Source organism: Actinomadura sp. NBRC 104425 (assembly GCF_030269545.1).
GTDB lineage: Bacteria > Actinomycetota > Actinomycetes > Streptosporangiales > Streptosporangiaceae > Spirillospora > Spirillospora keratinilytica.
The window spans coordinates 525,088-543,255 of sequence record NZ_BSTN01000002.1; the positions used below are offsets into that span (position 1 = coordinate 525,088).

General features: G+C 74.2%; 17 protein-coding genes and 1 pseudogene. 14 read left to right on the forward strand and 4 right to left on the reverse strand.

All coding sequences use genetic code 11. The annotated features are described in order from the left end of the window. The first annotated feature begins 20 nt into the window (after positions 1 to 20). From QSK22_RS05465 to QSK22_RS05500, 8 genes are all read left to right on the forward strand, one after another. Positions 21 to 740, forward strand: a complete 720-nt coding sequence (locus QSK22_RS05465; protein WP_285492835.1) for an ABC transporter permease — start codon at positions 21 to 23, stop codon at positions 738 to 740. Next, entirely contained in the window at positions 716 to 1,483 is a 768-nt protein-coding gene (locus tag QSK22_RS05470; protein ID WP_285492836.1) for an ABC transporter ATP-binding protein, read from the forward strand. The genes QSK22_RS05465 and QSK22_RS05470 overlap by 25 nt, the downstream gene beginning before the upstream one ends. Then, complete coding sequence (locus QSK22_RS05475) at positions 1,480 to 2,490, forward strand: ABC transporter substrate-binding protein (protein WP_285492837.1); 1,011 nt, start codon at positions 1,480 to 1,482, stop codon at positions 2,488 to 2,490. Before QSK22_RS05470 ends, QSK22_RS05475 begins: the two co-directional genes overlap by 4 nt. Positions 2,491 to 2,549: 59 nt before the next feature. Next, positions 2,550 to 3,710, forward strand: a complete 1,161-nt coding sequence (locus QSK22_RS05480; RefSeq protein WP_285492838.1) for an LLM class flavin-dependent oxidoreductase — start codon at positions 2,550 to 2,552, stop codon at positions 3,708 to 3,710. A 67-nt stretch (positions 3,711 to 3,777) separates the two neighbouring features. Further along, a complete protein-coding gene (locus QSK22_RS05485) occupies positions 3,778 to 5,277 on the forward strand; it encodes a sugar porter family MFS transporter (RefSeq protein ID WP_285492839.1) in 1,500 nt (499 codons plus the stop codon). A 346-nt stretch (positions 5,278 to 5,623) separates the two neighbouring features. Continuing rightward, positions 5,624 to 7,600, forward strand: a complete 1,977-nt coding sequence (thrS, locus tag QSK22_RS05490; protein WP_285492840.1) for a threonine--tRNA ligase — start codon at positions 5,624 to 5,626, stop codon at positions 7,598 to 7,600. Positions 7,601 to 7,758: 158 nt separating this feature from the next. Then, positions 7,759 to 7,992: a hypothetical protein gene (locus QSK22_RS05495; protein ID WP_285492841.1), complete on the forward strand. Its 234-nt coding sequence runs from the start codon at positions 7,759 to 7,761 to the stop codon at positions 7,990 to 7,992. A gap of 94 nt (positions 7,993 to 8,086) precedes the next feature. Next, positions 8,087 to 8,695, forward strand: coding sequence for a hypothetical protein (locus QSK22_RS05500; RefSeq protein ID WP_285492842.1), 609 nt, complete (start codon positions 8,087 to 8,089; stop codon positions 8,693 to 8,695). A 39-nt stretch (positions 8,696 to 8,734) separates the two neighbouring features. Here the strand turns inward: QSK22_RS05500 and QSK22_RS05505 are convergent, their stop codons facing one another. Continuing rightward, complete coding sequence (locus QSK22_RS05505) at positions 8,735 to 9,340, reverse strand: Asp23/Gls24 family envelope stress response protein (protein ID WP_285492843.1); 606 nt, start codon at positions 9,338 to 9,340, stop codon at positions 8,735 to 8,737. 194 nt (positions 9,341 to 9,534) lie between these two features. Here QSK22_RS05505 and QSK22_RS05510 point away from each other — a divergent pair, with 194 nt between their 5' ends. Together QSK22_RS05510 and QSK22_RS05515 are read left to right on the forward strand one after the other, a co-directional pair. Further along, the gene (locus QSK22_RS05510; RefSeq protein WP_285492844.1) at positions 9,535 to 10,161 is read left to right on the forward strand and encodes an HIT family protein; all 627 of its coding nucleotides are present in this window, start codon (positions 9,535 to 9,537) and stop codon (positions 10,159 to 10,161) included. 26 nt (positions 10,162 to 10,187) lie between these two features. Further along, positions 10,188 to 10,595: a thiol-disulfide oxidoreductase DCC family protein gene (locus QSK22_RS05515; RefSeq protein ID WP_285492845.1), complete on the forward strand. Its 408-nt coding sequence runs from the start codon at positions 10,188 to 10,190 to the stop codon at positions 10,593 to 10,595. A 41-nt stretch (positions 10,596 to 10,636) separates the two neighbouring features. Here the strand turns inward: QSK22_RS05515 and QSK22_RS05520 are convergent, their stop codons facing one another. From QSK22_RS05520 to QSK22_RS05530, 3 genes are all read right to left on the reverse strand, one after another. Then, the gene (locus QSK22_RS05520) at positions 10,637 to 11,527 is read right to left on the reverse strand and encodes an HTTM domain-containing protein (protein ID WP_285492846.1); all 891 of its coding nucleotides are present in this window, start codon (positions 11,525 to 11,527) and stop codon (positions 10,637 to 10,639) included. After that, positions 11,524 to 11,979, reverse strand: a complete 456-nt coding sequence (locus tag QSK22_RS05525; RefSeq protein WP_285492847.1) for a hypothetical protein — start codon at positions 11,977 to 11,979, stop codon at positions 11,524 to 11,526. Before QSK22_RS05525 ends, QSK22_RS05520 begins: the two co-directional genes overlap by 4 nt. 85 nt (positions 11,980 to 12,064) lie before the next feature. Further along, a complete protein-coding gene (locus tag QSK22_RS05530; protein WP_285492848.1) occupies positions 12,065 to 14,224 on the reverse strand; it encodes an elongation factor G-like protein EF-G2 in 2,160 nt (719 codons plus the stop codon). Between the two features lie 490 nt (positions 14,225 to 14,714). Here QSK22_RS05530 and pgsA point away from each other — a divergent pair. From pgsA to QSK22_RS05550, 4 genes and pseudogenes are all read left to right on the forward strand, one after another. After that, positions 14,715 to 15,302: pseudogene (pgsA, locus tag QSK22_RS05535) on the forward strand (phosphatidylinositol phosphate synthase); the annotation flags it as partial. A gap of 206 nt (positions 15,303 to 15,508) precedes the next feature. Continuing rightward, positions 15,509 to 16,435, forward strand: a complete 927-nt coding sequence (locus QSK22_RS05540; RefSeq protein ID WP_285492849.1) for a phosphatidylinositol mannoside acyltransferase — start codon at positions 15,509 to 15,511, stop codon at positions 16,433 to 16,435. Beyond that, positions 16,432 to 17,604 (forward strand): glycosyltransferase family 4 protein, encoded by a 1,173-nt coding sequence (locus QSK22_RS05545; RefSeq protein WP_285492850.1) that lies wholly within the window; start codon positions 16,432 to 16,434, stop codon positions 17,602 to 17,604. Before QSK22_RS05540 ends, QSK22_RS05545 begins: the two co-directional genes overlap by 4 nt. Then, positions 17,601 to 18,137 carry a hypothetical protein gene (locus QSK22_RS05550; RefSeq protein ID WP_285492851.1) on the forward strand — a complete coding sequence of 179 codons (537 nt, stop codon included), beginning with the start codon at positions 17,601 to 17,603 and terminating at the stop codon, positions 18,135 to 18,137. Before QSK22_RS05545 ends, QSK22_RS05550 begins: the two co-directional genes overlap by 4 nt. The last annotated feature ends 31 nt before the right edge of the window (positions 18,138 to 18,168 follow it).

Genomic DNA, 18,168 nt, shown 5'->3' on the forward strand with positions numbered 1-18,168 from the left:
CCCGCCTCGTCGCGCCCCTGGTGCTGCTGGTGCTCTGGCAGGCCGCCGCGGGCACCGGGCTGCTGCCCGAACGCCTGCTCCCCGCGCCCACCACCATCGCCTCCACCGGCCTCGACCTGATCCGCGACGGCACCCTGCCCGACGCGATCTCGGTGTCGGTGCGCCGCGCCGCCGTCGGCTTCCTGCTCGGCGCGGCCGCCGGGGTGGGCCTGGCGGTCCTCGCCGGGCTCAGCCGCCTCGGCGAGCACGCCGTCGACCCGCTGATGCAGATGCTGCGGGCGCTCCCGCTGTTCGGGCTGATCCCGCTGTTCATCCTGTGGTTCGGCATCGGCGAGACGCCCAAGGTGGCGCTGGTCGCGCTCGGCGTGGCGTTCCCGCTCTACCTCAACACCTTCTCCGGCATCCGCGGCGTCGACGGCAGGCTCGCCGAGGTCGCGGACGTGCTGCGGCTCGGCCGGTGGGGCCTGGTCCGGCACATCGTGCTGCCCGGCGCGCTGCCCCAGGCGCTGGTCGGGCTGCGGCAGAGCCTCGGCATCGCCTGGCTGGCGCTGATCGTCGCCGAGCAGATCAACGCCTCGTCCGGCCTCGGCTTCATGATCAACAACGCCCGCGAGTTCCTGCGCACCGACGTGGTGGTGCTCGGGCTCGTGGTGTACGCGGCGCTCGGCCTGCTCACCGACGCGCTGGTCCGGCTGCTGGAAAGGAGGGCGCTGACATGGCGCAAGGGCTTCCCGGTGTGACCGAGCGGACCGACCCGCCCGCCGCGGCGGCCGCCCGGCCGGTCGTGCGGGTGCGCGGCCTGACCAGGAGGTTCGGCGAACGCGCCGTCCTGGACGGCGCCGACCTCGACATCGACCGCGGCGAGTTCGTCGCCCTGCTCGGCCGCAGCGGCTCGGGCAAGTCCACCCTGCTGCGCGCCCTGGCCGGCCTGGACCGCGACACCGGCGGCGAGCTGTCGGTCGACGGCACCGTGGCCGTGGCCTTCCAGGAGCCGCGCCTGGTCCCGTGGAAGCGGGTGCGGGCCAACGTCACGCTCGGCCTGCGGGGCCCGGACCCGCGCGCCGCCGCCGACCGGGCGCTCGCCGAGGTCGGCCTGACCGAACGCGGCGACGCCTGGCCGCTCACCCTGTCCGGCGGCGAGGCCCAGCGCGCCTCCCTGGCCCGCGCCCTGGTGCGCGAACCCGACCTGCTGCTGCTCGACGAGCCGTTCAGCGCCCTGGACGCGCTCACCCGCATCACCATGCACCGGCTCGTCTCGGACCTGTGGGAGCGGCACCGCCCCGGCATCCTGCTGGTCACCCACGACGTGGACGAGGCGCTGCTGCTCGCCGACCGCGTCCTGGTGCTGGACGGCGGCGCCATCGCCCACGAGTCCCGCGTCGGCCTGGACCGCCCCCGCCGCCGCGACCACCCCGACCTCACCGCGCTGCGCGCCGCGCTGCTCGCCCAGCTCGGCGTCACCCCCGAGGAAGGAACCGCATGAACCGGCTCAGCACACTGCTGGCGTCCCTGCTCACCGCGACCGCCCTGGCCGTGGCGGCGGGCTGCGGCGGCGGGACGGACGGCGACGGGGCGGCGGTCGGCGCGGACGGCTCGGTCGACCTGTCCAAGGTCACGCTGCGCGTCGGCGACCAGAAGGGCGGCCAGCGCGCCCTGCTCGGCGCCGCCGGGGAGCTCGACGGCGTCAAGTACCGGATCGAGTGGAAGCAGTTCACCTCCGGGCCGCCGCTGCTGGAGGCGGTCAACGCCGGGGCGCTGGACGTCGGCGCGGTCGGCAACACTCCGCCGGTGTTCGCCGCGGCGGCCGGCTCCAAGATCAAGATCATCGCCGCCGCCGACATCGGGCTCACCGGGCAGGCCGTGCTGGTGCCGAAGGACTCGCCCATCCGCACCCCCGCCGAGCTCGAGGGCAAGCGGATCGCCGTCGCCAAGGGCAGCTCGTCCCACTACCACCTGCTGACCGTGCTGAAGCGGGCCGGGCTGACCTTCGCCGACATCCAGCCGCAGTACCTGGCGCCGCCCGACGCGCTGGCCGCGCTCAGCTCCGGCAAGATCGACGCCTGGGCGATCTGGGACCCCTACACCGCCCAGGGCGAGGCCCAGGCCGGCGCCCGGATCCTCGTCGACGCCCGCGGCTACACCACCGGCTACCAGGCGATCGTCGCCGCCGACCGCGCCCTCTCCGACAAGGCGAAGGCGGCCGCGCTGCGCGACTACCTCGCCCGGCAGCGGCGCGCCCTGCTGTGGGCCAACGACCACGTCAAGGAGTGGGGCGCGGTGTGGGCCAAGGACACCGGCCTGCCGGTCGCCATCGCCGAGAAGGCCGCCGAACGCCGCGCCGCCCGGCTCATCCAGGTCGACGACACGCTGGTGCGCAACGAACAGCAGATCGCCGACGCCTTCGCCGACCAGAAGCTGATCCCCGGCCGGGTCGAGATGGCCGACTTCGTCGACCGCCGCTTCAACGACATCGACATCCAGGCCAAGTGACCCCCGCACCGTGACCCCCGCACCGTGACCCCCGCACCGCGAGCGACGAGGACACCGCGATGACGCTGCGCTTCCACTGGTTCCTGCCCACCACCGGCGACAGCCGCGCCCTGGTCGGCGGCGGCCACGGCATCCCGCGCGGGGTGGGGCGGCCGCAGCCCCGCCCCGGCACCGCCGACCAGGTCCGCCCGCCGGACATCGACTACCTGGCGCAGATCGCCCGGTCGGCCGAGCAGCTCGGCTTCGAGGCCGTGCTCACCCCGACCGGCACCTGGTGCGAGGACGCCTGGCTGGTCACCGCCGCGCTGCTGCGCGAGACGTCCCGGCTGAAGTTCCTGGTGGCGTTCCGGCCCGGATTCGTCTCGCCCACGCTGGCCGCGCAGATGGCCGCCACCTACCAGCGCATCTCGCGCGGCCGCCTGCTGCTGAACGTCGTCACCGGCGGCGAGTCGGCCGAGCAGCGCCGCTTCGGCGACCACCTGCCGCACGGCGAACGCTACGCGCGCACCGACGAGTTCCTGACCATCGTGCGCGGCGCCTGGACCGGCGAGCCGTTCGACTTCAAGGGCGAGCACTACCACGTCGAGGGCGCCCTGGTGGCGCGCCCGCCGCAGCCGCCGCCGCAGCTGTACTTCGGCGGCTCGTCGCAGGCCGCGGGCCCGGTCGCGGCCCGGCACGTGGACGTCTACCTCACCTGGGGCGAACCGCCGGACCAGGTCGCCGAGAAGATCGCCTGGATCCGCGGGCTGGCCGCCGAGCAGGGGCGCCGGCTGCGCTTCGGCATCCGCCTGCACACCATCAGCCGCGACACCTCCGAGGCCGCCTGGGCCGAGGCCGGCCGCCTGCTGGACCGTTTGGACCCCGCCCACATCGAGCAGGCCCAGCGCACCCTGGCCGCCAGCGAGTCGGTCGGCCAGCGGCGCATGGTGCAGCTGCACGAGAAGTACCGCAAGAGCGGCTCGCCCCGCGACCTGGAGATCCACCCCGGGCTGTGGGCGGGCGTCGGGCTGGTGCGCAGCGGCGCGGGCACCGCCCTGGTCGGCTCCCACACCGAGGTCGCCGACCTGGTCGAGCAGTACGCCCAGCTCGGCATCGAGGAGTTCATCCTGTCCGGCTACCCCCACCTGGAGGAGGCGTACTGGTTCGGCGAGGGCGTGCTGCCCGAGCTGCGCCGCCGGGGCCTCACCGGCGACCCGCCGGAGGCGCAGGCCGCCGTGTGAGGGCAGGCCGGCCGGGACGTTGGCGCCGCGCCGCATCGGAGTCGTCTCGCTGGGAAGATCCGCTCGCATGACCGCAGGAGACAGCGGAAGACCGGCCGACGACGCCGCGCACGAAGCCGCGCACGAAGCCGCGCACGAAGCGACGGGGCCGTCCCACGCGGCCGCGACCGCCGTCCTGCTGGCGGGCGCGGCCGCGCTGGGCGGCTTCCTGTTCGGCTACGACTCGTCGGTCGTCAACGGCGCCGTCGACGCGCTGCGTTCCCAGTTCCACCTGAACCCGGTGGCGGTGGGCCTGGTGGTGTCGTCGGCGCTGCTCGGCTGCGCGGCCGGCGCCTGGTCCGCCGGGCCGCTGGCCGACCGCATCGGCCGGGTCCGCACCATGCTGGTGGCCGCGGCGCTGTTCGTCGCCGGCGCGCTGGGCTCGGCGCTGGCGGTCGGCGCCGCCGACCTGACGTTCTGGCGGGTGGTGGGCGGGCTGGCGATCGGCGCGGCGTCCGTCATCGCGCCCGCCTACATCGCCGAGATCGCCCCCGCGCGGCTGCGCGGCAGGCTCGGCTCGCTGCAGCAGATGGCGATCGTGCTGGGCATCTTCGCGGCGCTGGCGGCCGACTACCTCATCGCCCGGGTGTCGGACGGCGGCGCGTCCGGGCGGTTCCCGTGGGGCGGCACCGCCTGGCGGTGGATGTTCGCCAGCGCCATCGTGCCCGCCGTGCTGTACGGGGTGATCGCCACCACCATCCCCGAGTCGCCCCGCTACCTGGTCAAAAAGCACCGGCTCGGCAGCGCCCGGCAGGTGCTGGCCAGGGTGATGGGCCGCGGCGACGTCGACACCAGGATCGGCGAGATCGCCCGGTCGATCGCCGCCGACAGGCCCGTCCGCCTGCGCGACCTGCGCGGCCGCCGGTTCGGCCTGCTGCCGATCGTGTGGACGGGCATCCTGCTGTCGGTCTTCCAGCAGTTCGTCGGCATCAACGTGATCTTCTACTACTCGAACTCGCTGTGGCGGGCGGTCGGCTTCACCGAGAACGACGCCATGCTCACCTCGGTGATCAATTCGACCGTCAACGTGGCGGCCACGCTGGTGGCGATCGCGCTGGTCGACCGGGTCGGCCGGCGCCCGCTGCTGCTGACCGGCGCCGCCGGGATGGCGGTCACCCTGGGCACCCTGACGCTCTGCTTCGCCGCCGCGCCCGTCGTGGACGGCGAACCGCGGCTGGGCGGCCCCGCCGGCATGGTCCCGCTGGCCGCCGCCAACCTCTACGTCTTCTCGTTCGCCGCGTCCTGGGGCCCGGTGGTGTGGGTCATGCTCGGCGAGATGTTCGACAACTTCATCCGCGCCGCGGCGCTGGCCGTGGCCGCCGCCGCCCAGTGGATCGCCAACTGGGTGATCACCACGACCTTCCCCGGGCTGTCCGGCGCGTCCCTGGGCCTGGCCTACGGCCTCTACACGCTGTTCGCCGTGCTGGCCCTGGTGTTCGTGTTCCGCGCCGTCCCCGAGACCAGGGGCCGCGAACTGGAGGACATGGACGGCCTCACCGCCGGGCGCCGCGGCCGCACCCCGGCCTGACGGGACCGCCGACCGCCGGGCGGCCACCTGCGCCGTCGGGTAGCATGAGCCCATGCTGGTCGTGTCACAGGCGGTGACCCGTCCGCCGGCGGCGGGCGCGAACCGCGCACTGACGACGACGCCGGGCGACTCCCGGCGCGACGACCGCATGCCTTAGACATCGCAAGCGGCAGGGCCCCGGGAGGTGCTCCCGGGGCCCTGCCGCGTTCCGGGCCGCCGGCGCCTCCCGGGCCCCGCCCGACCCGACGACAGGAGCCCGACCATGGAGCCGGATGCGTCCGACGCGGCCGCCGAGTCGCTAGCATCGAAACCCGCCGATCCCGTCCCACCATCGCGAGGAGAATCCGTGTCCACCGTGTCCGAACTGCGCATCACCCTCGACGGCGACGAGCGGGTGGTGCCGGCCGGAACCACCGCCGGGCAGGCCCTGCAGGCCGACGGCCGGACCGTGATCGCCGCGCGGGTGGACGGCGAGCTGCGCGACCTGGACCACGAACTGAGCGACGGCGCCGTGGTGGAGCCCGTCGAGATCGGCTCCGCGGACGGCCGCGCCATCATGCGCCACTCCACCGCGCACGTGCTCGCCCAGGCCGTGCAGGACCTGTTCCCCGAGGCCCGCCTCGGCATCGGCCCGCCCGTCGAGAACGGCTTCTACTACGACTTCGACGTCGCCGAGCCGTTCACCCCCGACGACCTCAAGCGCATCGAGAAGCGCATGCGCGAGATCGTCAAGCAGGGGCAGCGGTTCTGCCGCCGCCCCGTCAGCGACGAGCAGGCCCGCCGGGAGCTGGCCGACGAGCCGTACAAGCTGGAGCTCATCGGCCTCAAGGGGGCCGCGGGTTCGGACGACGGCGCGGACGTCGAGGTGGGCGCCGGCCAGCTGACCATCTACGACAACCTCGACGCGGGGAGCGGCGAGCTGCGCTGGAAGGACCTGTGCCGGGGCCCGCACGTGCCCACCACCAAGGCCATCCCCGCGTTCAAGCTGATGCGCTCGGGCGGGGCGTACTGGCGCGGCAGCGAGAAGAACCCGCAGCTGCAGCGCATCTACGGCACCGCCTGGGAGTCCCGGGAGCGGCAGGACGAGTACCTGAAGTTCCTGGAGGAGGCCGAGAAGCGCGACCACCGCAAGCTCGGCGCCGAGCTGGACCTGTTCTCCTTCCCCAACGAGATCGGCAGCGGCCTGGCCGTCTTCCATCCCAAGGGCGGCGTGGTCCGCAAGGTGATGGAGGACTACTCCCGGCGCCGCCACGAGGAGGCCGGGTACGAGTTCGTCAACACCCCGCACATCACCAAGGGCGCCCTGTTCGAGACCTCCGGGCACCTCGGCTGGTACAAGGACGACATGTTCCCCGCCATGGAGGTGGACGGCGGCGAGTACTACCTCAAGCCGATGAACTGCCCCATGCACAACCTGATCTACCGGGCGCGGGGGCGGTCGTACCGGGAGCTGCCGCTGCGGCTGTTCGAGTTCGGCAACGTCTACCGGTACGAGAAGTCCGGCGTGGTGCACGGCCTCACCCGGGTGCGCGGCATGACCCAGGACGACGCGCACATCTACTGCACCCGCGAGCAGATGGTCGGCGAGATCAAGAACCTGCTCGCGTTCGTGCTGGACCTGCTGCGCGACTTCGGCCTCAGCGAGTTCTACCTGGAGCTGTCCACCCGGGACGACTCGGAGAAGTTCATCGGCTCCGACGAGTACTGGGAGCAGTCGACCGCGGCGCTGCGCGAGGCCGCCGCCGACTCCGGCCTGGAGCTGGTGGACGACCCGGGCGGCGCGGCGTTCTACGGCCCGAAGATCTCCGTGCAGGCCAAGGACGCCATCGGCCGCACCTGGCAGCTGTCCACCATCCAGGTGGACCTCAACCAGCCCGACCGGTTCGACCTGGAGTACCAGGCCGCCGACGGTTCGCGGCAGCGCCCGGTCATGCTGCACCGCGCGCTGTTCGGGTCGATCGAGCGGTTCTTCGGCGTGCTGCTGGAGCACTACGCCGGCGCCATGCCGCCGTGGCTGTCCCCGGTGCAGGTGGTCGGCATCCCGATCGGCGACGCCCACGTGCCGCACCTGGAGAAGGTCGCGGCGCGGCTGCGCGAGCGCGGCATCCGGGTGGAGGTCGACGCCTCCGCCGACCGGATGCAGAAGAAGATTCGCAACGCGCAGAAGCAGAAGGTGCCGTACATGCTGCTGGCGGGCGACGACGACGTGTCCAAGGACGCGGTGTCGTTCCGCTACCGCAGCGGGGAGCAGAAGAACGGGGTCCCGATCGACGAGGCGGTCGAGGAGATCGTCAAGGCGGTCGAGGCCCGCATCCAGATCTGACCCGGGCCCGCACCGGGCCCGCTCCGGCCCTGCCGCGGCGGCCCGGGCCCGCACCGTGCCCGGGCCGCCGCATGATCGTTGCGCGGTTTGCCCGCGCGGCGCCCCCTCGGCGCGAGACACTCTGCGTAAGCAAGCCCATCCGAAGGGGCGCCCCCGTCATGGACGATCGCTACATCGAGGAAGTCGCCCGGCTCATCGCGCAGGCCGACGCCCCCGCCGCCTGCCCCGGCTGCGGCGGACACGACCAGATCACCGCCGCCGTCCCCCTGGACCCCGACACCGCGGGCGTGGCGGCCATCCCGGTCACCTACTGCCGCACCTGCGACGCCGGAGACCCCACCGCCGCCGAGATCTTCGCCTGCATGGACCGGGCCCTGCGCGACGACGGCTGACCCGCCGTCCGCGCGACCGTCTCCGAGCGGCCACCCGCCGCGCGCGCAAGTTGGTAGCCTCAGCGGGCGGTTTCGACGAGCGGGAGACGGCGCGATGAGAACCACGCGGCGGCCGGGGACGGCGCACCGTCCGGTCGTGGTCCGGGTGCTCGGGTACGGCGGGTCCGTGGTGCTGGCCGTGGCGGCCGTCGTGGTGCTGCTCATGCCGCTGTTCGACGGCGGGCGCGGGGCGGCGTCCAGCGAGGCGGCCGACCGGATGACCCCCGAGGCCACCGCCTCCGGGAGCCGGGCGCCGTCGGACGGCGCCGCCCCGGCGGCCGACCCGGCGGCGACGCCGACGCCGACGGCCACCGCGTCCCGGCAGGGCGGGACGGGCCCGTCCGCCCCGCGGCAGCAGTCCGGGCCGAGCCCCGAGCAGCAGACCGGCACCACCGTCACCTGGTGCCCGGAGGGCAGCGCGGTGTACCGCGCCGGCGACGGCGGCCTGGAGGTGACGGTGAACGCGTCGGCCAGCGGGTTCGCGCGGGCGCAGGTGTCGCTGCGCAGCGGGTACACCGCCGACAAGCAGGCCACGGTCCGCAGCGGCGTCCCGCACACGTTCCAGTTCACCGGCGTCCCGGCGGCCGAGGTGGAGCACGTGAAGGTCACCACGATCTCGGTCGGAGTGTCCACGCAGACGTGCTACGCGCGTCCCGCGGCGTGATCCCCCGGTGACCCTCTCGGGGTGGCCTACACCGGCGGCTCACTCGGGCACGCGCACGTCCTCGACCGACACGTTGACGGCCAGCACGCGCATGCCGAGCATCAGCCCGATGACGCGCGCCACGTTCGCCTTGACCGCCTTGGCCACGTCCATGATCACGCTGCCGTACTCGACCGCGACGGCCAGGTCCAGGGTGACCGCGTTGTCCCGCAGGTGGATCCGCACGCCGGGGGTGCCCGGCCGGCCGGCCCGCTCCGGGCCGCCCGCCAGCCCGGCGACCCCGCCGACCTCCAGCGCGGCCAGCCTTGCGATCTTCTCGACGACCTCGTCCTCGATCGTCACGCGGCCCTTCACCGTCGCGGTCGTGCCGGGGGAGGGCGGGGCGTCCTCGCCCGCGGGCCGGTCGGCGGGCCCGGAATCCGGCGCGGGCGGCCGCCCGGCCTCCGCACGCGGCGGAGCGGGGGCCGCCGGGGGTGAACCGGAGGCCGGGGGCGGCACCGGCGGCGGGGAGCTCAGCGGCACCCCGGCCGAGGAGGGGACGCCGCCGGCGCGTCCGCCGAGGCCGGGGAAGAAGGGCGCGGACCGGACCTCCGGGTGCGGCGCGTCCCCGCCCTCCCCGGGGCGGCCCTTGTCGAGATCGGTCATCGATCGGTCCACCCTTTCTGACAGGAAGTCCATGGTGGCGTAGGCGCGCCTGTCACGTCACGCGAAGCGGACGCCGAACGGCTGCCCGCGCGGGGCCGCGGCGGGGCGGGCCGGCCGGCATCCCCGGCTTCAGGCCGTCCGGCTTGCCTCTCTATGCTGCTGGTCAGGCCGTGGACAATAAGGAGAGCGCCGCCTTGAGCGTAGAGCCGGAGGAGCCCGTGGTGGAGGAGGCGCGCAAGGACGCGCCCGAGTCGGGGAAGAGCCCCGGGAAAGAGCCCGTCGTCGAGGAGGAACGCGGCGGAGCGGGCGTCCCGGACAGCTTCCAGCGGCTGTGGACCCCGCACCGCATGGCCTACATCAAGGGCGAGAACAAGCCTTCGGGCGCGGGGGCCGAGGACGGCTGCCCGTTCTGCGAGATACCGAAGATGACCGACGAGGAGGGCCTGATCGTGGCCCGCGGCGCGTCGGTGTACGCGGTCCTCAACCTCTACCCGTACAACTCCGGCCACCTGATGGTCGTCCCCTACCGGCACGTCGCCGACTACACCGAGCTCGACGCGGCCGAGTACACCGAGCTGGCCGAGCTGACCCGCAGCGCCCTGACCGCGCTGCGCAAGGCCAGCGGCGCCCACGGCTTCAACGTCGGCATGAACCTCGGCCAGGTCGCGGGGGCGGGCATCGCCGCGCACCTGCACCAGCACGTGGTGCCGCGCTGGGGCGGCGACACCAACTTCATGCCGGTGGTCGGGCGCACCCGGGTGCTGCCGCAGCTGCTGCGCGAGACCCGGCAGATCCTGGCCGACGCCTGGCCGCAGGCGTGAGCCCCGCGATCGGTGATGATGGGGGCATGACACGACGCGAGCGGCCGGTGCTGGTCTACGACGGCGACTGCGGATTCTGCACCACGTCGGTGCGGTTCATCGAGCGCCGTATCCCGACGTCCGCGCAGATCGTCGCGTTCCAGTTCGCGGATCTGGACGCGCTCGGCACCACCGCCGAGCGGGCCGAGTACGAGGTCCTGTGGGTGGACCGGGCGGGCCGGGTGAGCGGCGGGGCGCAGGCCATCGCGCGGCTGCTGATGGACGCGGGCGGGCCGTGGCGGCCGGTGGGCGCGGTGCTGCGGGTGCCGCCGGTGCGGTGGATCGCCCACGGCGTGTACCGGCTCGTGGCCGCCAACCGCCACCGCATGCCGGGCGGCACCGCCGCGTGCGCGCTGCCCGCCGCCCAGCGCCCCGGGGCGCGGCAGCACGGCTGACCAGACCGGCGCCCCGTCCCGCCCGGGAGGCGGGCCGGCGTTCAGGACGGCAGCGGCTCCTTGCCGGCGGACGCGGCGGGGGCCCCGGCGGTCCGGCGCAGCGCCCGCACGCGCGGCAGCGGCAGCCGCTCCAGCGGCAGGAACGCCAGCAGCCAGATCGTGTGCGGCAGGAAGTGGATGGCCAGCAGCGCGTAGGTGACCAGGTGGAACCCCGCGAAGAACACCACGCCCGCGTACAGCGGGCGGCCGCGCGCGAACAGCAGCAGCGGTGAGGCCAGCTCCGCCACGAACATGATCCACTGGCCGGCCTTCAGCGGCAGCGGGTGGTCGAGCAGGACGCGGCCCAGCGGGGTGCCGCGGCGGTCGAGGGCCCACTGCACGGTGGAGCCGTTCGGCCAGTCCGGGAACCCGCCGATGCGGACCTTCGCCCACGCCGACAGGAAGTAGGCGGCCACCACCGCCACCTGCACGCACCGCACCGACCAGCCGGACGCCTCGCACGGCGCGGGGTCGCCGAGGCGGGCCCGGCCCACGGTGGGCAGCACGAACAGCGCGACGACCAGCGCCAGATGGTCGTGGTCGACCTTGCCGTAGGACATGCTGACCGTGACCCACCACAGGTACCCGCCCGCGGCGACGAAGCCGGACGCGCGCGGCGCCAGACGCCCCGTCGCGGCGACCAGACCCGCCGCCAGCGTGACCGCGAGCAGCGTGTACATCGCGGCGGGGGTGGGGGCGGGCAGGTGCAGCCAGCGCGCCAGCCGCACGGGCTGGTACAGGTCGCCGGGCAGCCGGGCGTGCGCGAGCGCGCTGTTGGTGAACAGCAGCATGTCGACCGGCAGGAACCCGTAGGCCAGCAGGCGCAGCCAGGCGACGCGGGCGCGCGGGATCGGGGCGTACCACCAGCGGCCCCAGGGGGTGGCCGCGGTCACCGCACGGTCCACACGGCGCGGTTGCGGACGCTGGTGGAGGCGACCTTGCCGTCGCGCAGCGTCTTGACCTGGTGCACCAGGTAGATCCGGGTCAGCGGGGGGCGGCCCGGGTGCAGCCGCCGCTGGGCGTCGGCGATGCCCTGCAGCAGCGACGGGTCGCGCACGATCCGGGTCATCTGGCCTTCGATCTCGGCGCGTTTCATGCCGGCCCCCACGGCGTCCATCGGCAGCTTGACATGCGTCCCCGCGGCGGTGTCGGCCTCCAGCCAGTGCGAGTGGATCTCACCGCCGTCGTCCTTGACCGAGAACGCGAACTGCGTCATCGGCCCCAGCGGGAAGTCGTCGTCGGTCCCGCGCGCAGTGGTGTAGAGCAGCGTGCCGATCACCGTGGCGGCGGCGAGGGTGCGCCACAGGCGGCCGGGCGTGCTGAGTCGGAAGACCCCCGGATCCACGGCAGCAGGGTAGCGCGATCAAGGGCGCCGGCCGGGGGCGTCGTCCGCCCCGGTGGCGGGACGGACGGCGCCGGAGGCGGCGGGGTCAGCCGGAGGCGGCGGCGACCTTGTCGGCCAGGTGCGACGGCAGCGGCTCGTACCGCAGGAAGGTGCGGCTGAACGTGCCGGTGCCCTGCGACAGCGACCGCAGGTCGACCGCGTACCGGACGATCTCCAGCTGCGGCACCTCGGCCCTGATCATCGTGCGGCCGCCCGGCACCGACTCCGAGCCGAGGACCCGGCCGCGGCGGGCGGTCAGGTCGGACATGACCGCCCCGACGTACTCGTCGGCGACCAGCACGCCCACCTCGTCCACCGGCTCCAGCAGCAGGATCGGCACCTTGGCGGCGGCGTCCTTGAGCGCCAGCGCGCCCGCGGCCTGGAACGCCATGTCGGAGGAGTCCACCGAGTGGGCCTTGCCGTCGTACAGGGTCACCCGGATGTCGACCACCGGGTAGCCGGCGGAGACGCCGCGGGCCATCTGCTGGCGCAGCCCCTTCTCCACCGACGGGATGAACTGGCGGGGGATCACCCCGCCGACGATCTTGTCGACGAACTCGAAGCCCGCGCCGGACGGCAGCGGCTCCACCTCGATGTGGCAGATGCCGTACTGGCCGTGCCCGCCGCTCTGCTTGACGTGCCGGCCGAGGCCTTTGGCGGGGGCGCCGAACGTCTCGCGCAGCGGAATGCGCAGGTCGATCCGCTCCACCTCCACGCCGTAGCGGGAGCTGAGCCGGTCGATGAGCACGTCGGCGTGCGCCTCGCCCATGCACCACAGCACCAGCTGGCGGGTCTCGGAGTTGTTCTCCAGGCGCAGCGTGGGGTCTTCGGCGACCAGCCGCCCCAGCGACTGGCTGAGCTTGTCCTCGTCGGCCTTGGAGCGCGCCTGGATCGCCACCGGCAGCAGCGGGTCGGGCATCGTCCACGGCGCCATCACCACGGGGTGCGCGGGGTCGGACAGGGTGTCGCCGGTCTCGGCGCGGCCCAGCTTGGCGACCGCGCAGATGTCGCCCGCCACGCACGCCGAGATGGGGCGCTGGTGCTTGCCGAGCGGGGACGACAGCGCGCCGACGCGCTCGTCCACGTCGTGGTCCTCGTGCCCGCGGTCCTCCAGCCCGTGCCCGGACAGGTGCACCACCGTGTCGGGGCGCAGCGTCCCGGAGAACACCCGCACCAGCGAGATGCGCCCCACGTACGGGTCGGAGACGGTCTTGACGATCTCGGCCACCAGGGGGCCGTCGGGGTCGCACCGCACCTGCTCGGGGGAGCCGCCGCCGACGGCGGTCACGGCGGGGATGCCGTGCTCCGGCGGGGACGGAAACGCCTGGGTGATGACCTCCAGCAGCTCCAGCATCCCGACGGCCGGCCCGGCGTCGGCGCCGTGCGGGACCGCGGTGGCCAGCACCGGGTAGAAGCTGCCGCGCGCGACCGCGGTCTCCAGGTCCTGGGTGAGCGCCTTGACGTCGATCTCCTCGCCGGCCAGGTACCGGTCCATGAGGGTCTCGTCCTCGCTCTCCTGGATGATCCCCTCGATCAGCGCGGCGCGCTGCTCGGCGATCTGGTCGAGGAACTCGGGGTCGGGCTCGCACTCCACCCGCTCGCCGGTGGAGTAGTCGAAGCAGCGCCGCGTCAGCAGCCCGATCAGGCCGCGCAGCCCGTCCTTCGAGCCGATCGGGAAGTACACCGGCGCCACGCCCTCGCCGAAGACGTCCTGGCAGGTCATCACCACGTCGTCGAAGTCGCCGCGCTGCTGGTCGACCTTGGTGATGACGACCGCGCGGGGCATGCCGACCGCCGCGCACTCCTCCCACAGCTGGCGGGTGAGGCCGTCGATGCCGTCCACCGCGGAGATCACGAACAGCGCCGCGTCGGCGGCGCGCAGCCCGGCGCGCAGGTCGCCCACGAAGTCGGCGTATCCGGGGGTGTCGATGAGGTTGACCTTGATGCCCGCGTGGACCAGCGGGGCCAGGGCGAGGTTGACCGAGCGCTGCTGGCGCATCTCGACGTCGTCGAAGTCGCTGACCGTGGTGCCGTCCTCGACGCGCCCGCGCCGCTGGATGGTGCCGGTCGCGGCGAGCAGCGCCTCGACCAGCGTGGTCTTGCCCGCCCCCGAGTGGCCGACCAGCGCGACGTTGCGCACCTTGTCGGGCCGGCCGGCCTCCGGTGCCCTGCCGGGGCCTCCCGCGTGGCCTCCCTTGTCCGCCATAGCTCCACCTCCTCGGACCGCCCCGTGCGGGGCCGTCTGGAACGGAGCCGGGCCGCGCGGGCCCGGCCCTGACGCCCGAGTGCGGCGCTGGGCCACCTTCATGACGTGCGTGACCGGCGTCACACCCGTAGCACCACCATTTCCCGTGAGGGGCCGGATCTCAAGGGGTGGGCGGCAAACCGTGCCATCTCTTGGTCACCCCGGCGTTCCCGCCGCGACGCCGTCCGTTGGGCGGGCGCATGTTGCTTGTTGCGGGGTATGGGGGCCTGCGACCGTGCGCGTGGGGATTGCGTCAGACTTATTAGCAGGTGCCTGGGTTGCGGGGGTCGGTAGGCATTCCGACCCTGTGCGGTTCGTGCACAACCGCGTGCACTCCGTGGTGACCTCCGCGGCTCGCGCGCACCCCGGGGGTGATCGGTCGCACTACGATGGCCCCCTGCGCGGGCCGTGGGCCCTCGGCTTCAGACGGATACGAGAAGATCGGACGGCGATGCTCAATAAAGTGCGGCCCGCGCTGGGACGCGTCCTGACCCCCGTCGGCCGGACCATCGCGCGCACCGGGGTCACGCCCAACGCCATCACGATCATCGGAACCGCGGGCGTGGTGGCGGGGGCCCTCGGCTTCTTCCCGCGCGGCGAGTTCTTCTGGGGCGTCATGCTCATCACCGCGTTCGTGCTGTTCGACATGCTGGACGGCGCGGTCGCCAGGGTGACCGGGAAGATTTCCAAATGGGGCGCCTTCCTGGACTCCACCATGGACCGGGTCGCCGACGCGGCGATCTTCTCCGGGGTGATGATCGGCCTGTACCGGGACGGCCAGGAGCAGCTGGCCGGGGTCGCCCTGTACTGCCTGGTCGCGGGCGTGGTGGTGTCGTACGCCAAGGCGCGCGCGGAGGGCCTGGGCTACACCTGCAACGTGGGCATCGCCGAACGGGCCGAACGCCTGATCGTGATCCTGGTGGCCACCGGGCTGGACGGCCTCGGCGTGCCGTACGTGCTGGCCGCGGCGCTGTGGGTGCTGGCCGTGCTCAGCACCGTCACCGTGGGGCAGCGGTTCGCGACCGTGCGCGCGCAGGCCCTCGCCGACACCGACCCCCGGCCCGCCGCGCCGGCGCCGTCCCCGGACGCCGGGCGCCGCCGGGACCGGCCGTCCGGCAACGCCTCCGGCAAGGCCCCCGAGAAGGCCGCCGGGGACGCCCGCGAGGGCGGCGCCGCGCGGGCCGAGAACGGCGGACGGCGCAGGTGGCACGTGCGCAGGCTCGACTCGGCCTCGGAGCCACGACCATGAGGACGGGCCTGCGCGACGAGGCCATGGACGTCGCGTACGCCCTGGGGTGGACGGTCGTCCGCAAGACCCCCGAACCGGCGGCCCGCGTGGTGTTCCGGGCCCTCGCCGACCACACCTGGCAGCAGCACGGCCGGGGCGTCCGGCAGCTGGAGCGGAACCTGTGCCGCGTCCTGGGCAAGTCCGCCGTGGACGACGAGGTGCGGGTGCTCAGCAAGAAGGTGATGCGCTCGTACTTCCGGTACTGGCTGGAGGTCTTCCGGCTGCCCGAGTACGGCCGCGACCGCATCATCGGCCGCTCCCGGGTGCAGGGCGCGGAGAAGGTGTTCGCGGCGCTGGAGTCGAAACGCGGCGCGATCCTGGCCCTGCCGCACATGGGCAACTACGAGGCGGCCGGGGCGTGGCTGGTGCACCACGGCCACCCGTTCACCACCGTCGCCGAACGCCTCCGACCCGAGTCGCTGTTCGACCGGTTCGTCGCCTTCCGCGAGAGCCTGGGCATGGAGGTGCTGGCCCACCGGGGCGCGTCGGCGTTCGGCCGGATGGCCCGGCGGCTGCGCGCCGGCGGCGCGGTCTGCCTGGTCGTCGACCGCGACCTCACCGAGACGGGGGTCGAGGTGGAGTTCTTCGGCGCCACCGCGCGCATGCCCGCGGTGACCGCCGCGCTGGCCATGCGCACGGGCGCCGCGCTGTTCCCGGTGACCCTCTGGTACGAGGGCGACTACTGGGCGGCCCGGGTGCACGAGGAGATCCCGGTGCCCGAGGAGGGGGACAGGCGCGAGCGCACCCGGGCCGTGACGCAGCGGCTGGCGCGGGAGTTCGAGGCGGGCATCGCCGCCCATCCCGAGGACTGGCACATGCTGCAGAAGGTGTGGGTGGAGGACATGGCCGCCGACGGCCGCCCCGCCGGGGAGGGCGCCCGGTGAGGATCGGCATCGTGTGCCCGTACACCTGGAACGTCCCGGGCGGCGTGCAGCAGCACATCCGCGACCTGGCCGAGGCGCTCATCGGGTTCGGCCACCACGTGTCGGTCATCACCCCCGCCGACGACGACGCGGCCCTCCCGCCGTACGCGGTGTCGACGGGCCGCGCCGTGCCCGTCCCGTACAACGGGTCGGTGGGGCGCGTGGCGTTCGGGCCCCTGTCGGCGAGCCGGGTCCGGCGGTGGATCAACGAGGGCCGGTTCGACGTGCTGCACGTCCACGAGCCCGCCGCGCCGTCGCTGGGCATCCTGGCGTGCTGGGCGGCCGACGGCCCGATCGTCGGCACCTTCCACGCCTCCTACGAGCGCTCGCGGGTGGTGGCGGTGACCGCGCCGATCCTGCAGAGCGCCCTGGAGAAGATCACCGGGCGGATCGCGGTGTCGGAGGCGGCCCGCAAGACCCTCGTCGAGCACCTCGGCGGCGACGCGGTGCTGATCCCCAACGGGGTGGCCACCGAGCGGTACGCGATGGCCGAGCCGCTGCCGGGCTGGCAGCCGGGCCGCTCCGACGGCGTGCAGACCCTGGGCTTCCTGGGCCGCATGGACGAGCCCCGCAAGGGCCTGCCGGTGCTGCTGCGCGCCTTCGAGATCCTGGGCCGCCGGCGGCCCGGCCTGCGGCTGCTTCTGGCCGGACCCGGCGACGCCGAGGAGGTCCTCGGCCGGGTCCCGCGCGAGCTGCGCGACCGGGTCGTGACGCTCGGCATGGTCAGCGAGGAGGACAAGATCCGCGCCTACCACTCGGTGGACGTGTTCGTGGCGCCCAACACCGGCGGCGAGAGCTTCGGCATCGTGCTGGCCGAGGCGATGTCGGCGGGCGCCCCGATCGTGGCCAGCGACCTGGAGGCGTTCGACCGGGTGCTGCTGGGCGGGCGCGCCGGGGCCCTGTTCCCGGTGGGCGACCACGAGGCCCTCGCCCGGGTCGCCGGGGAGCTGCTGGACGACGCGCCGCGGCGCAAGCAGCTGTCGGCCGAGGCGCGCGCGGCGGTCCGGCGCTACGACTGGTCCGCCGTCGCGCGCGACGTGCTGCGCGTGTACGAGACGGTCGCCCTGGACGGCGCCGGGGTCGTGGAGTCGCCCGGCGCCGGCCGGGCCGGGCGTGAGGCGCGGCCGTGAGCTACGACTGGATCATCGACGTCCTGCTCTGGATCGCCGTCGTGTTCCTGGTCGGCGTGTACGTGTCCTGGCGTGCCACCCGCCTGGACCGGCTGCACGTGCGCGTGGAGACCGCCCGGGCCGCGCTGGACGCCGCGCTGGTGCGCCGCGCGGCGGTCGCCCTGGAGCTGGCGGCCTCGCGGCTTCTGGACCCCGCGACGAGCCTGCTGCTGGCCACGGCCGCGCACGAGGCCCGCACCGCCGACGCCGAGTCCCGCGAGTTCGCCGAGAGCGACCTGTCGCGCGCGCTGCGGGCCGTGGCCGACCAGCCCGGGTTCGCCGCCGCCGTGGCGGCCCGCGACGACGGCAAGGCCGTGCTGGAGGAGCTGGCGGGCGCCGCGGCCAAGGTCGTCTACGCCCGCCGCTTCTACAACGACGCCGTCGCCGCCGCCCGCATCGCCCGCCGCAAGCTGCTGATCCGGGTGCTGCCGCTGGCGGGCAAGGCGCCCCTGCCGGACTTCTTCGAGATCGACGACGACCCGCCCCGCCTGTGACCAGGCGCCCCGGGGACGGACCGACGGCGCC

Excerpts from the sequence above, each read along its gene's own strand:
- QSK22_RS05470 (WP_285492836.1), top strand. The coding sequence starts at position 716 with ATGGCGCAAGGGCTTCCCGGTGTGACCGAGCGGACCGACCCGCCCGCC.
- QSK22_RS05475 (WP_285492837.1), top strand. The coding sequence starts at position 1,480 with ATGAACCGGCTCAGCACACTGCTGGCGTCCCTGCTCACCGCGACCGCC.
- QSK22_RS05480 (WP_285492838.1), top strand. The coding sequence starts at position 2,550 with ATGACGCTGCGCTTCCACTGGTTCCTGCCCACCACCGGCGACAGCCGC.
- QSK22_RS05485 (WP_285492839.1), top strand. The coding sequence starts at position 3,778 with ATGACCGCAGGAGACAGCGGAAGACCGGCCGACGACGCCGCGCACGAA.
- QSK22_RS05495 (WP_285492841.1), top strand. The coding sequence starts at position 7,759 with ATGGACGATCGCTACATCGAGGAAGTCGCCCGGCTCATCGCGCAGGCC.
- QSK22_RS05500 (WP_285492842.1), top strand. The coding sequence starts at position 8,087 with ATGAGAACCACGCGGCGGCCGGGGACGGCGCACCGTCCGGTCGTGGTC.
- QSK22_RS05505 (WP_285492843.1), bottom strand. The coding sequence starts at position 9,340 with ATGACCGATCTCGACAAGGGCCGCCCCGGGGAGGGCGGGGACGCGCCG.
- QSK22_RS05515 (WP_285492845.1), top strand. The coding sequence starts at position 10,188 with ATGACACGACGCGAGCGGCCGGTGCTGGTCTACGACGGCGACTGCGGA.
- QSK22_RS05530 (WP_285492848.1), bottom strand. The coding sequence starts at position 14,224 with ATGGCGGACAAGGGAGGCCACGCGGGAGGCCCCGGCAGGGCACCGGAG.
- QSK22_RS05540 (WP_285492849.1), top strand. The coding sequence starts at position 15,509 with ATGAGGACGGGCCTGCGCGACGAGGCCATGGACGTCGCGTACGCCCTG.